The organism is Nonomuraea sp. NPDC048882 (assembly GCF_040649755.1).
Taxonomy (GTDB): Bacteria; Actinomycetota; Actinomycetes; order Streptosporangiales; family Streptosporangiaceae; genus Nonomuraea; species Nonomuraea maheshkhaliensis.
This window is the reverse complement of record NZ_JBEZGB010000035.1, coordinates 1-13,265: the sequence shown is the minus strand read 5'-3', so window position 1 is coordinate 13,265 and position 13,265 is coordinate 1. Positions and strand designations below refer to the sequence as shown.

14 protein-coding genes and 1 pseudogene are annotated in these 13,265 nt (G+C 67.6%); 1 reads left to right on the top strand and 14 read right to left on the bottom strand.

The features are described from left to right. Window positions 1-4 precede the first annotated feature (4 nt). From AB0C27_RS54460 to AB0C27_RS54405, 12 genes are all read right to left on the bottom strand, one after another. Window positions 5-1,240, bottom strand: coding sequence for an HEXXH motif-containing putative peptide modification protein (locus AB0C27_RS54460; protein ID WP_357862863.1), 1,236 nt, complete (start codon window positions 1,238-1,240; stop codon window positions 5-7). A 1-nt stretch (window position 1,241) separates the two neighbouring features. Then, entirely contained in the window at window positions 1,242-2,459 is a 1,218-nt protein-coding gene (locus AB0C27_RS54455; protein WP_357862861.1) for an HEXXH motif-containing putative peptide modification protein, read from the bottom strand. After that, on the bottom strand, window positions 2,452-3,729 hold the full coding sequence (locus AB0C27_RS54450; RefSeq protein WP_357862859.1) for a hypothetical protein: 1,278 nt from the start codon (window positions 3,727-3,729) through the stop codon (window positions 2,452-2,454). Before AB0C27_RS54450 ends, AB0C27_RS54455 begins: the two co-directional genes overlap by 8 nt. Further along, window positions 3,726-5,063, bottom strand: a complete 1,338-nt coding sequence (locus AB0C27_RS54445; RefSeq protein WP_357862857.1) for a tetratricopeptide repeat protein — start codon at window positions 5,061-5,063, stop codon at window positions 3,726-3,728. Before AB0C27_RS54445 ends, AB0C27_RS54450 begins: the two co-directional genes overlap by 4 nt. A gap of 2 nt (window positions 5,064-5,065) precedes the next feature. Further along, entirely contained in the window at window positions 5,066-6,400 is a 1,335-nt protein-coding gene (locus AB0C27_RS54440) for an MFS transporter (RefSeq protein ID WP_357862855.1), read from the bottom strand. Window positions 6,401-6,484: 84 nt separating this feature from the next. Then, window positions 6,485-6,613, bottom strand: coding sequence for a hypothetical protein (locus AB0C27_RS54435; protein ID WP_346106833.1), 129 nt, complete (start codon window positions 6,611-6,613; stop codon window positions 6,485-6,487). Between the two features lie 107 nt (window positions 6,614-6,720). After that, window positions 6,721-7,836, bottom strand: a complete 1,116-nt coding sequence (locus AB0C27_RS54430) for a phytanoyl-CoA dioxygenase family protein (RefSeq protein WP_357862853.1) — start codon at window positions 7,834-7,836, stop codon at window positions 6,721-6,723. Window positions 7,837-7,937: 101 nt separating this feature from the next. Beyond that, window positions 7,938-8,699 carry a class I SAM-dependent methyltransferase gene (locus AB0C27_RS54425; RefSeq protein WP_357862851.1) on the bottom strand — a complete coding sequence of 254 codons (762 nt, stop codon included), beginning with the start codon at window positions 8,697-8,699 and terminating at the stop codon, window positions 7,938-7,940. 411 nt (window positions 8,700-9,110) lie between these two features. After that, a complete protein-coding gene (locus AB0C27_RS54420; RefSeq protein WP_357862849.1) occupies window positions 9,111-10,238 on the bottom strand; it encodes an RICIN domain-containing protein in 1,128 nt (375 codons plus the stop codon). Window positions 10,239-10,295: 57 nt separating this feature from the next. Beyond that, window positions 10,296-10,889 (bottom strand): AbfB domain-containing protein, encoded by a 594-nt coding sequence (locus AB0C27_RS54415; RefSeq protein ID WP_357862847.1) that lies wholly within the window; start codon window positions 10,887-10,889, stop codon window positions 10,296-10,298. Continuing rightward, window positions 10,859-11,146, bottom strand: coding sequence for a hypothetical protein (locus AB0C27_RS54410; protein ID WP_357862845.1), 288 nt, complete (start codon window positions 11,144-11,146; stop codon window positions 10,859-10,861). The genes AB0C27_RS54415 and AB0C27_RS54410 overlap by 31 nt, the downstream gene beginning before the upstream one ends. Beyond that, the gene (locus AB0C27_RS54405) at window positions 11,130-11,360 is read right to left on the bottom strand and encodes a TetR family transcriptional regulator (protein WP_357862951.1); all 231 of its coding nucleotides are present in this window, start codon (window positions 11,358-11,360) and stop codon (window positions 11,130-11,132) included. The genes AB0C27_RS54410 and AB0C27_RS54405 overlap by 17 nt, the downstream gene beginning before the upstream one ends. Window positions 11,361-11,511: 151 nt before the next feature. Between AB0C27_RS54405 and AB0C27_RS54400 the strand changes: the two genes are divergently transcribed. Then, complete coding sequence (locus tag AB0C27_RS54400) at window positions 11,512-12,270, top strand: DUF998 domain-containing protein (protein WP_357862843.1); 759 nt, start codon at window positions 11,512-11,514, stop codon at window positions 12,268-12,270. A gap of 271 nt (window positions 12,271-12,541) precedes the next feature. Here AB0C27_RS54400 and AB0C27_RS54395 read toward each other — a convergent pair whose 3' ends face one another. Continuing rightward, entirely contained in the window at window positions 12,542-12,871 is a 330-nt protein-coding gene (locus AB0C27_RS54395) for an MBL fold metallo-hydrolase (RefSeq protein ID WP_357862842.1), read from the bottom strand. 86 nt (window positions 12,872-12,957) lie between these two features. Continuing rightward, window positions 12,958-13,014, bottom strand: a pseudogene (locus AB0C27_RS54390) (hypothetical protein); the annotation flags it as partial. Window positions 13,015-13,265 lie beyond the last annotated feature (251 nt).

Genomic DNA, 13,265 nt, shown 5'->3' with positions numbered 1-13,265 from the left:
GCTCCTACACTTCGGCGATCGTGCACATCTCGCTGTAGAGCAGCTCGCCATGGGGTGTCGGTGTCGTACGGGCGAGCAGGAGGTCGAGCCCCTTCCTGAGATCGCTCAGGACTTCCTGGTAGCGGCGGGCAGCGCGCTCGTCGCGGTCGGCAAGCCGCCAGTGGAACTGGGCGATCCGGGCGAATACGAACGTGCCGTGCAGGATCTGATGCATGGGACGCGGGTCCTCACGCCATGGTGAATCGACCAGCCCCTCGGCTGCGTCCGCCATGATCGGATCCTGCTCCAGCAGGAGGGTGAGGCGGTGGTGGCTGGTCTCGTGGAGGAGGTGCTCGGCGGTGATCAGGGTGTCGGAGAACGGCGCGATGTGCTCGCTCATGAACAGCGCGCCGAAGAAGCCCGTGTCGGTGAAGGTCGAGACCAGACGGCTGCGCATGGGGACCACGAGGGCTATGTGCCGGCGGAACTCGGCGGCGAACGCGGCACAGGTGTCGTCGAGCAGGTCCACGGCGCGGTCGAGACAGTCCCTGATCGCCGTGTCCACCGGGTCGAGGGGGGCCAGGTCGCGCTGCGGGTAGCCGGGGATGGCGCTCTTGGCGTTCTGGGAGCCCATGAAGCGCGTCAGCCAGGGATCGGTGGCGTCCACCTCCGTTCCCTGGCGGAGCACGACGTGCGGACGGAAGGCCGGCGACGCCTCCCGGCGTCCGGCGAGGAAGGAATCGGTGTCCACGTCCAAGGTCGTGCCACCGGCCGTCAGCCGGATCGAGGCGCCCTCGTGCGTCACGGTCACGTGGGTGGTGGGTTCGCCTGGGAGGATGAAATGCCCGGGGTGACCGGGGAGACGGAGCTCGCCGGGGCCGAGGAGAGGCAGGCGTACCGGCCGGCTGGGGAGGGCGTTCTGCCGGATGGCCGCGACACACAGGAATCGCCCGAAATGCTCCATGAGATCTTCGAGTTCGCCGCTACGGCGAGTCGCCACCGCGGTGCGTACCTTGGCCCACCAACTGGAGAACAGCGGCCCTCCCACGATCGAGGCTTGAGTCTCCTCCGGTAGCTGGTGGAAGATCTCCCACCACAGATCGATGCTCGCGGCACTGCGCTCACTTACGCGGTCGAGCAGTTTCGGCAGCACCCGCATCACACCGGCGGCCAGCCGATCGTGATACTTGTCGAGCAGGTCGTGGCCCGCGGAGTCGCTCACCGCGAGCAGGTCCGGCGCGGTGTGGGACGTCACTGACATGTCATTGTCCAATCGCCTGGTCAGAGGTGAGAGCGGACGCGATCGTGTCCGCGGAACGGCGGAAGCCATCACATTGCGCCCGGCCGAACGGCGTGAGCCGGACCGACGAGTCGATCAGGTCGAGCGCCTCCGCCTGCATCTCCAGAACTTCGCCCAATCGCCGTGACCAGGCAGGGCTGTCGAACACGCGTCGCGCCCGATCATGAAACTCCGCGATGCGCGCGAAGACGAAAGCTCCGTGCACCAGGCCGTCCACCGGTCTCGGGGTCTTCCTGTACGGCGAGTGCAGCCGATCGGACGGCAGGTGGTCGTGGAAGGGGCGCAGTGTGAACACGGCGTTGAGCCGCAGGTGGCTCGTCTCATGGATCAGGCGCTCGGTCGCCACGACGGGGTCCGCCAGGTCGGTCCTGATGAACAGCAGCCCGTCCAGCGCCGTGTTGCTGAAGGCGACGGTATCGCGGCTGTGGATCGGGACGATCTGCTGGACGATGGCACGAATCTCACCTGCCATCTCCGGCCACACGGTCTCGACCGTGTTGACGGCATCGGCCAGGTCGGGCGCCGCTTCGGCCGCCTTGGCCACGGAAACGTCCCCCAGCCCGCCCTCGGCCGAGCTGTTCTCGTTGGCCCGCTGGAGGTAACCGGCGATCCACGGGTCATCACCCGACACCAGGACGTCGCCGGGGAGCCGTTCGAAGAGCTCAGCGTCCTGAGGCGTCTCGCCGGACGTCAGACGGACGACGCGAGAGCGACCGACCAGCTCCAGGAGACCGGCGTGCGAAGAGGCGACGACCGAGGGCGCGTCCACGCGTATACGCCAGTACATGCCCGGCAGCCAGAGGCGGCCGTCGTCGCCGGCCGGAAGCTCGACGTCGCTGAAGGAGCTCCCCTCGTCCAGCAGCGGGCGGATCAAGAAGCGCGGCAGGTGTGCGGACCATCGCGCCAGCGGCTCCCACTGCGCCGCCTGATACAGCACAGACAGGCGATGCCACCAGTACCCGAAGAGCGGCGCCTTGACGACGTCACGCTGCCCGTCAGCGGAAAGCCGATCGAACAGGTCGATCGATCGCCTCAGGCGCTCACCGGCGTCCCCCAGCAGGCGCGCGCTGAGCGCTCTGGCCACGGACGCGACAGCCGTCCGCCGTTTGTCCCAGGCCATCTGCTGGTAGTGATCGCCGTCCGTGACGCAGGACAGTACCGACGGCGTGGCGTTATGCATGGCTCTCTTCCTTGGTCAGGGTGCTGAAACTGTCCGGGGACGGTGGAGCGGGCAACCGGTTCAGCCGCTCACGCGCCCAGGCCCGCAAGTGACCGTCGCCGCGCCGTTCGGTGACACACAGGACGCCCTGCAACGCGGTGATGGAGTGCGGGTCGATGTCGAGGGCGGTCATCAGCGCGTCCAGGGCCGCGTCGGTGTCGTCCAGACGCAGGTGGCAGTGGGCCATGAGCGTCCAGGAGACCGCCGCGAAGGGGGATCCGAGCCTGGCGGCAGTACGAAATGAGTCCAGCGCCTGCGCGAAGAGCTCCAGCTTGAACAGGGCGTAGCCGAGGTCGCGGTGCGCCCTGCTGTCGGCGGGATCGAGCGAGGTGAGGTCGCGCATACGCTGCAGAGAGAGCTCGGTGTCGCCCCGCCCAGCCGCCTCCCTGCTGCGGGTCTCCAGCACCGCGCGCAGGTTTTCGTCCCTGGCCAGGCGGCGTTCGGCGGTGTCGTCAGGCGCGGACCTCGCGAGTTCCTCGCACCGCGCGAGCATTTCGGTCGCCTCGTCGAGCCGGCGGTCGAAGAACGGCGCGAAGCTGCACGCCCGCAGCGCCGCGCTCCGTAAGATCACGTCGTCGTCCTCGGCCCCGTCGAACGCGGTCAGCTCTGCCAGCGCCTTCCCGGCCCAGTGGCTTACCGCTCGCGCATCCCGGTCCACCCGTGCGTGATGCACCGTGACGGCCATCGCCGCCACGAGCCGGGAACGCGGTGAAACAGCCTGTTCGTAGGCATGGCGCAGCAGACTGAGAGCACGCTCGTCCGCACCCCTGTCGCTCTTGTAGACGGCGCTGGCCCGCTGCAGGAGCAGCGACACCTCCACGTCGCCAAGCGGCCGGCCGAGCGGGAGGTCACGCAGGCGTTTCTCGGCCTCGCCATAGAAGCCCAGCCGGATCAGCAGGTTGACCAGCAGTGATCGGAGACGCGGAGGCTGATCGTCCCAACTGGTCAGGCACTCACACAGCCGCTGCCAACGCGCGCTTCGATGCTCCTCCGCCAGCCGGTCAGGCGTCCGTGCCGCGTACGCGCTCAATCTGGTCTCGCGCACGACCCGATCGCGTAAGCCCGCGACAGGGTTGCTCTGGAACACGGCTGTGACCTGCTCCCCGGCGGCCATCGCCGTGGCGAGGTGGGCCAGGATCCGGTTGTGCAGAGCGCCACCGGAACCGCCGAGGTCCAGGTAGGTGCGAACCGGATGCACGGTCGGGACAAGGTCGAGGTCGATCGCCGTCATGCGCTCCTCCCGGATGCCTGAAGACTTTCCAGGGCCAGCCGTCGGCGCCAGGCCATGACCCAGCCGCGATGCCAGTCCAGGATCTCCGGCCGCCCGGTACGGGAGGCCAGGCGCCTGGCCCCGCCGGCCGCCCGGTGATCAGCGGGGTCTTCCCGTACGGCCTCGACGTACTCCGCGAGTGCGGACGGGAGGTCGCCGAGCGCCTCCAGGCACTGTGCGACGGCCACACGCGCGCGCGAGGCGTGCGGCAGGCCGAGGGCCACCGCACGGCGGAACGCGGTGAGGGCGCCTTCGTGATCGCCGCGCGCCCGATGGGTCGTGCCCAGGTTGTAGTGCACCTTGCCGTCGTAGGGGTCGAGTTCCGTGAGCTCGGTCGCGTACACCACGGCCAGGTCCAGGTGACCGTGCTCGCGGGCGGCACGACTCCTCGTCTCCAGCAGTGGATGCAGGTTCTGACGGAACAGAAGCAGGCCGGGGTGGTCTTCCACTCCCTGGCGGGCTAGCTCTTCGGCCAGGTCCAGTTCGTGCGCTGTACGCGCGTGGTCACCGCGAAGGAACGGCTCGTAGCTGACCGCCCGCCAGTAGGTGCTGCGCAGCAGCAGGCTGATGGGGGTGTCGTCCCGTTCGAGCCCGCCGGCGTGCCTCGCCGACAGCTCACGCAGTTCCTGGACGGCTGTCAGGTCCGGCGCACCGCCCCGTGCCGCCTTCACGAGCAGCGTGAGGGCGGCGGTCAGGCACATGGAGGCCGGCAAGGCGGTGGAATGGGCTATCAGCGAGAGGACCCTGCGATCGGCGTCCGCCGTCTCCGGTCCCGGCCGAGCTCTCGACAGGGCGTGGCTGCGTTTCATGGCCGTACTGGCCGCGAGAGGATCGGTAGCGATACTCGCGACGTCGGGCGACGGGAGCGCGCGCAGCGCCGCCACGTCCAGATCCAGCGCACTCAGCAGCACTCCCAGCCGGAGGCGCTGTTCGCCGCTCAGCTCTGGCGCGTTCGTGTACAGCTCCACGAGGCGGGACCAGTCGGAGGTCCATTGGTCGCGCGGCAGGCCGTCCGGCTCGTCGTGATCGAGGTCGGGCCGCGCGGCGCCGCGGGCGATCGTCGTCCGGAATCCGCGTGGGGTGTGGAGCTGGAGGGGAGAGGCGGGAGCGTCGCGATCGACATCGTCGTACGCCTTGAGCACCCCCGACGTGTGCAGGGAACAGGCGCTGGGGCGGTGGAGGCCGAAGTACGGGCTGAGCAGCCACAGGTCCCACCTGTCCGACACGCTCGGCACCTCGGGTTCCACGCTGCCGGGAACCGTGAAGTACGTCGGTTTCGCAGAAACGGTCGGCACGATCAGAGCACCTCCCGTACCCCGCGCTGGGTCATCAGATAAACGGACCCGAGGATGAAGGTCGCGGCGATGCACATCAGCGACACGCTCGCCGAGACCGAGGTGGCCACCAGCCCGAACAGAAGCGGCGCGACCGGCATCGCGGCGCTGCTCAGCGAGGCGATCGAGGCGAAGACCCGGCCCCGCATCTCCTCGGGCACGACGCTCTGCACGTACGTGCTGACAGAAACCGTCGCCATGCCCGCCGGCAGCCCGACGAAGAACATGGCCAGCGGTGCCAGCCACGCCTCGGACCCGACACACATCACGAGGATCGCCAGTCCCTGGACGAAGAAGTTGCCGACGAAGACGAGCCCGCGCCTGCGGAGCAGAAAGGTGTGAGTGACGGTGAACATCCCGGCCACCCGGCCGACGCCGATCGCCGCCACGGCCACGCCGAAAAGCACGGTTCCGCCGTCTCCATACGAGAGCAGGAACCCAGGCAGAATGAACACGATGCTGTATTGGGCACCGTCGAGCGCTGGATAGACAAGGAACTGGGCACGTAGCGCCCGCTCGGTCATGATGAACCGCAGCCCTTCGCGGACGGCGGACAGGATGCCCTTCAACGAACGCGACGGTTTGGCGGCCGTCGGGCGGAGCATCTCGCCGCCGGCCTTGACGCGGATCGCCACGATCAGGAGAGCCGCGATCCCGAAGGTGACCGCGTCGATCCCGAGCAGGGCCCAGAGCGGCACGACGGTCAGTGCCAGGCCCGTGATCGAGGGCCCGAGCACCGTCATCGTCGTGGCGCTGCCCATCAGCAGCGCGTCCATGCGCGCGATTGTCGGCACATGCCCCCCGGCCAGCCGAGGCACGATGGTCTGCACGGCAGGCATGTAGAGCGTGCTCGGCACGGTCAGCAAGATGACGCCGGCAAGCAGTCCCGGCAGGCCCAGCATGGAAGTGGCCAGGGCGGCCGCGATGGCGCCGGTGATCGCCATGCGCACAAGGTCGGCGCCCAGCAGGAGCCCGAACCGGTTGAAGCGGTCGACCAGGACGCCGCTGCACAGGCCGAAGATCGTGAGTGGCAGAGCCATCGCCATCCCGACGAGCGCGCCGTCGAACACGTTCCCGAACTGCTGGGTCGCGTGCCAGGGCACACCCACCTTGAAGAACTGGTCGCCGAGCGCGGACTGTGCCAGCGTCAGCCACAACAAGGCGAAAGGAACATTGCGCAGCAGCTTGCGGTACGAGATTCCGTCCTGACCGTCCAGGCCTTCCTGCCCTGTCTGCCCTGTCTGCCCGGTGGCTTCCGAGCTGGACTCGGGCCCGGATTTCTGCAAAGGCGATGTCATTCGCACATCCTCGAGAGGGTGTTGGAGAGAGACCGGGCTCGGACCGGCGCGGGCGGCCGGCAGGCCACCCGCGCCGGCTTAGCTTCAGAGCGTCATGTAGTTGTACTCGGCCGACAGCAACGTGCCGAACTCCTCGAGGAGCTGCTCCTCGTGGGTGGTCAGCGCGGCCTCGGTTGCGATCTCGGTCTTGGTGGTCAGAGCGTCCTCACCCATGTGCTTCTCCTTTGTTGTCCGGACTTTCCTTCATGCAACCGACACGGACCGGCTAGCACGGGGTGCCGGTGTCCTAGGCGGCGTCGCCCGGAGAGGCGACGCGTGCGTCAGGCCGAAGCCTCGTTCTCCCACTCGACACGGGCCCGCAGGTCCTCGAAGGCGATCTGCGGGTCGGCCTCCTCGGGGCCCGCGAACCGTTCGGCACCCTCACCCGGCACCACATCGGGCAGGATCTGCGGGAACAGTGGCCCGCCGAACCTGTCACCCGGCCGCAGCCCGTGCCTCCAGAAGACGGGCAAGTTGCCCGTGGTCGGCGCGTACCGGGTGTCGTCGCCCAGCCAGCGGGTGGCGAGCGCGCGCCGGGTTCCCGTCTCGCTGGCGTTCCCCGTCGAGTAGTGCAGCGTCCGCAGGCTGAAGATCAGCGCGTCACCCGGCTCGACATCCCAGCTCACGATCGGGAGTTGGTCACGATGGGCTTCGATCGAGACCAGACCGGTCTGGCCGTTCGGCAGCGGCGCGCACGCCATCTCCTCCTCCAACCGGCGATGGACGCCGTGGAAGGCGGCCCGGATGACAGACCGCATCGTCGCGGGTTGCTCGACCTGCGAAAGGTCCAGCCCCTCAGACGGCTTCCAGCCCAGTTTGCTCAGGGCGGCCTCGACCCGGTCGTCGCCGGTGGCCCCGGACAGGCGCGTCGCGCGCGCGGACTCCCACAGATGCGACCCGCGGATGAACTGCAGGGCACTGCTGTGAGCCGTGGCCTCGTCACAGGCGAGCCAGATGTTCATCGCCTGTCTTCCTGCGACGGGCCAGGCGATATCGTCCGTGTGCCAGTTCGTTGGGATCTCGCAGCCGGCGTCCTTTCTGAACATGTGGTCACCGAGGAAGTTGACCCGCTGCGAATGCATCACCTGGGCGGCGATTCTGGCCGCCGGAGAGTGGTAGACGAACTCGCGGAAGGCGTCGCTGTACTTCCACATGAACAGGTCGCTGTACATGTGCCGGTCGGCGTTCGAGAGCAGGCGGCCGTATGGAGTGGGCCTGGTGACCATGTCGTCGATCGCCTCCGCCACGTGGGTCACCCAGCGCTCCGGGAAGATCTTCCGGACGAGGACGACCCCGTCGCGTTCGTACGTGGCGATCTCCTCTTCGGTCAGAGCGCGAAGGGGAGCCTCCGCTGTCGCACCCACCGGCTGGAATTTCTGGGTGACCTGCGAAGTCATGACCTGTTTCCTTTCGTACTGAGGAATCGTCCCTGATTCGGGCAGCATGGATGGCCTGAAGACGTGCTTTTTCCGCCTCACCCCATGGCGGTGCGTGCGGTTCAGGGACGTGCGACGAAGAAAATGCGGGGCACCTGATCGGGCTCTTTCACCGATTCACCGAGGGCATCGATTTTTGCCGGCCAGGCGCTGCCGAATCCGGCACGATGCAATTCGGCGATGATGTCCTCCGCGCTCCAGGCTCGGATGGTGGCGTGCTGCTTGAATTGCCGCCACGGCGCGGACACGTCCTTCCGGTCGAATCCGGAGATGCGCGCGATCGCCGTGCCGCTGCCCGGGTCGTAGCCGATCCTGCTGATCAGCACGAGGTCGTCGGTCTCGCGCACGGAGAACGTGTTCTGCTGACGAAGTCCCGAAATGCTGTGAACGTCGAAGATGAAGATGCCGTCGTCAGCGATGACTTCGCGGGTACGGCGGAAGCACGCCGCCAACTGTTGCAGCCCTGGAAGATGGTTGAATGAGTCGAACGTGCAGGTCACCAAGTCCGGCGTTCCCGTGATCTCGAACTTTGCCACATCCGACCTGATGAATTCCACCTGGTCTTCCAGGGTGCTGTGGCGGGCGTTCTCCCTCGCGACTTCGATCATGGGCTGGGATTGGTCGACACCGATCACCCGGTAACCGTGCGACGCGAAGGACAGTCCCAGCTGACCGGTACCGCAGCACAGATCGAGTAGAGTTCCGGACTCCCGCGCCGTGGTCGCCTGATGGTATGCACGCAGTGGGCCGGAGACCTGATGAGCAAAACCTGTGAAGAGTTGATTGTAAACCGGAGCGAATGTCTCGTCGTAGAACGATTCCATCACACCTCGCACAGACCGTCTGAATGCCCTTGTCTCGCCGGTCGACGTCGAAGACGTCGAACGTTGTGAACGTTGCTGGAATTTCGGACTCGCCTTGAACGAACGCTTGACACGTGGACAAGTGCTGACTCAACGGGCGCTACGCTACCAATGATTGGTATACGTTTGGAATATTCATTGGTATACGTACGTAATGTCAGCGGATCACATCGGCTCCAGCTGGGTGGTTAACCTTGATTCTTCAGTGGGTTGTGCTGTGTGAGTGGCTCCGCGGTTTGCCCGCGATGTCCCCGGTGCGGTGCCGGGCCGAGAGGCGAACCCGGCGCATCGCGAGCAGGTGCGCCGCGGCTCGTCCTGGGCCGCGGTGCGGTGCGTGGCTTCTCATGGCATGACTTCCGCTCCGTGCGCGCGTCAGACCTGGGTACGAGACCACTGCTGGTTGGCGCCGCCGCCGCAGGTGTACTGGATGACGTTCGCCCCGTCGGCGGTCGAGGCGCTGGCGACGTCCAGGCACTTGCCGCTGGTCTGGTTGACCAGCCGGTAGTAGCCGCCGCCGGTGTCCTGGAACTGCCACCTCTGGTTCCCGCCGCCGTTCCACGGGTACTGCTTCACCTCGGCGTTGTTCGCCGTCGAGGCGCCGACGACATCCATCACCTTTCCGCTGCCGCGCGCGGTGATCCGGTAGTACAGGGAGGTGCCGCCTCCGGAGACGACGCCGGTCGCGGTGTCGATGGTGACGTACGCCGGCTGGGAGCCGAACGTGGTGCCGTCGCCGACGTTCGTCCACCCGGTCCAGGGACCGGAGATGCTCGACGCGGTCGCGTAGCGCGCCTGGTTCGGATTCCAGCCGGTCGCCGCCGACGTCAGCAGGAAATAGACGTTTCCCCGTTTGAACATGGCGGGTGCTTCCCGGTGGGCGTCGTTCCAGAAATTGCCGACCAGCGTGCTGACGTTCAGATAGTCCGAGGTCAGCCGGTAGATGTGCAGGTCGTAATTCTCGTCCGCGGCCGAGATCATGTAGGCGGTGCCGTTGTCGTTGAAGAGCGTGATGTCCCTCGACAAGTGCTGCCCGAGCGGACGGAAACTGCCGTGGTAGGTGTAGTCGCCGTCCACGGTCGCGGAGGAGGCGACGGCGGCGCGGGCCTCGCTGTAGTTCGAGCCGTTCTCCTTGTGCATCCACATGACGAATCTGCCGGTGGAGTTGTTGTAGATGACCTTCGGCCGCTCGATGTTGGCGACGTCGAGTTCAGGGTGCGATGACCGGGTGAGGACGTCGTTGCGGAATTCCCAGTTCTTCAGGTCCGTGGATCGGTAGACGGAGACCGCGCGGAAGGTGTTGTCGGGATTGCGGTTCTCTCCGAACCAGTAGTAATAGCCGCCTTCCCGCAGTATGCCGCCGCCGTGGGCGTGCAGGACCTTTCCGCTGGTGTCCCTGAACTGGGTGCCGTTCGCGATGGTCACCGGCGCAGCCGCATGGTTGACGAAGGCGCCGGCGAGCAGGAGGACGACGGCGATCGAGTGGCGTAAGCGTACATTCATCCTGATCGACTTCCCTCTGTTGAGCAGCGGCCGGCACTTGGACATGGGCCAGGCCGGCTAGTAGGTGACCTGCCTGACCGCGTAGTTCGAGTGCCGCAGGTAGCTGCCGGGCAGGTTCACCGACTCGAACGACACCCCCGCCGGGTCGGCCAGGCCGGGTACCAGCCGCCACTGCTGGTCGGCCGTCGGACCCATCGGGAAGGGGTCGAGCGGCGCGAGGTTGTTCGCGTGCCGTACGTACCGGTCCGGGAAGTTGCTCGATTTGAGCCGGTTCCACCGCGGTGTTCCCCAGCGGTTGACCAGCGCCGTCTGCTCGGTCGCGGTGATCGGGGTGATGGTGGCGTGCTTGGCGTTGATCGGCGGGGTGTACGTCCGCCGGCCGAGCGCCGACCAGGCGTTGCCGTTCACGTTCGCCGACTGCCAGGTGTAGAAGACCGCGTTGGACGGCGAGAAGGAGTCGCCCCACAGCCAGAACGTGTTGCTCGTGTTCGACTTGACCAGGATCGGCGCCTCGATCGCGTTGCCCTGCCGCAATCCGCTGGTGAGCGTGGTGAAGCTGTTGGGAGCCCCCGTCGTCGACCGGGCCACGTAGAGATTGCCGTCGGCGAGATTCTTGTAGCTCAGGTAGAAGGCGCCGCCGTCCACGAGCACGTCGCCGCGGACGACGCGGTGGCGGTGATCGCGATGGAGCTGAATACGGTCGTCAGCAACGCGACGCCCGCGGTGAACATCCGACGCGGAAACACAGCAGGCACCCTTCTTCGAGGGACGAGGGCCGGCGTCTCCTCCATGAGGGTGAGGATCCGGCGTTGGGGCCCGGTCCTCATCGCGGCGATCTCGGCGAGGTAGCGCGCCTTGAGCGCGTCGGAGATCGAACTCCCCGGCGCCCGGTCACGGACCGCGGCCACGAGGCGCTCGTGCCGTTCGTCCTCGTCGCTGAAGACGAGCGCCTCCTTCTGCGGGAAGTGCGTGAAGACCGTCTTGGGGGGAGACGTCCGCCTGGTCGGCGATCTCGCGGACGCTGACCCCGTCGAAGCCGCGCTCAAGGAAGAGCGCCGTCGCCGCGTCCACGATCGCCGCCCGCGTCGCCTCCTTCTTGCGTTCCCGCCGTCCCACGGCCATGCCGTCAACCATGGGCAGATCCTACTACCGCCGGACTACAACTATATTGACGGTAAAAGTAGTCTCAGTATAGTAAGTAGCCGAGTGAAGCTAGCAGGCCGGGGCGAACCCGTACCGACCGCAGCACCCAGCACCGGAAGGGGCCAGAACCATGACCGGCAACACCAACCCGCTCCCGAGCCTCGAACGGACCGAACCCGCGAACGACACAGAGCCCGAATCGCTCACCCCCGACGCGCGTCGGCCTCCGCGGCAGCAGCGCCGAACCGCGGGAGCTCTGCTCGTCGCGGGGCCGATGATCTTCCTGCTGACGGAGTTCATCGCCGCCGCGGCATGGACGGATCCGCCCTACAGCTACACGTACCACTTCATCAGCGACCTCGGCGTCCACGGGCCCTCGACGCTGTTCGGGCAGTACATGTACTCACCGCTGGCCTGGGTGATGAACACCGGCTTCTTCCTGTTCGGGATCACGATCCTGGCCGGTGTGGCCGCGCTGCGCGGTCTGTCGGGCCGGCGCCGCTGGGCGGCGCTCGTGCCCGCGACGCTGCTGGCGGCCGGCGGCGTCCTGCTCGGCTTGTTTCCCGGATCCGCCGAGGCGATGAACGACGGCACCGGCGACTTCCACGCCCTGGGCGCCTTGGCGGGCTTCGTCGGCGCCAACGTCCTGGCCATCGTGCTCGGGAGCATGCACCGGCGCGTCGGGCTCTCGCCGAAACTCGGGCGGACGCTGGCCACGGCCGGTGTGATCGGCCTGGTTTCGACGGTGGCCTACTTCGCCGACGTCATCTCCGGGGCCAACATCCTCGTCGGCCTCGTCGAACGCGGCGCCACCCACCCGTTCCTGCTCGCCCTCGCCTGCGCGGGAGCGGCCCTCTGGGGGCCGATCGATTCCTCTGCGCGAACGTAACCTGCGAGCACGCCTACGACTCCCCGACTTCTGTCACGGGCTCCCGGGGAGCACGGAGGACGGCGTACCCGTGATCGAGACGAGCTCCGGCAGCGAGCCCGCGCCCGCGACGTCGAGTGCCAGATCGGCCCGCTCGACGCCCAGCGGCCGCACCCGTTCCGGCAGCTCCGAACCATGGACGACGGGGACCGCGCCGAGCCCGGCTCGGTCGAGGACGTCCGCGTGGGCCTGCCGGCCACGACTCCGACTGCGAGATCGTGGAGCGGCCGGCTCACCAGGGCCTTCGCCGGGCCGGGCCGGTCGCCGCCCATGGCCCGAGGGCGAATCCGGCGCCGTTCCGCCGGACCTCCACAGCGCCCGCGCCGCCGAAGTGTGCGGGGACGAGCAGTTCCCGTTCGTCGGCCGCCCGCTCGAGAATCCGCCGGCGGCTGGCCACCGCCTGTTCCGGGGCCAGGCAGGCGTTGCTGTTGAGACAGGGGTCGAGGATCTGCACGGGGCTGGGCAACAGATCGCCGACGAAGACCGCCCGGTCGCCGCCGGAGGCGAGGCGCAGTACCGACGAGCCGGGAGTGTGGCCGGGCGCGGAAACGCCGGCACCCACTGTCCGCCCGCTTCGACGGTGTTCCAGCCGACGTGATCGACGTGCAGATGCGTGTTGACCACGACGTCGACCTCCCGCGGGCGGACGCCGGCCCTCGCCAGGAGATCGAGGAAATCACTGCGCGCCTGGTGGAACGGCCCCATACCCGGTCGCTCGCGCCCGTTGCCCGCTCCTGTGCCGATCAGCACGGTCCGGCGAACCCGGGCGCCCCGTCGAGGGTGGCGATCGAGGCCCCGACGTAGGCCAGCGCGTTGGGGCCGTCATTCGCCGGTAATGGCGCTGACCGCCGGTTCAGGCGCGTGCCGCCTCGCGTTCGAGTGAGATGTCGCGAAGGAGTGCGGTGTCCTGGTAGAACGAGCGCTTCTTGGTGATTTTGCCGTGCACCACGTCGACC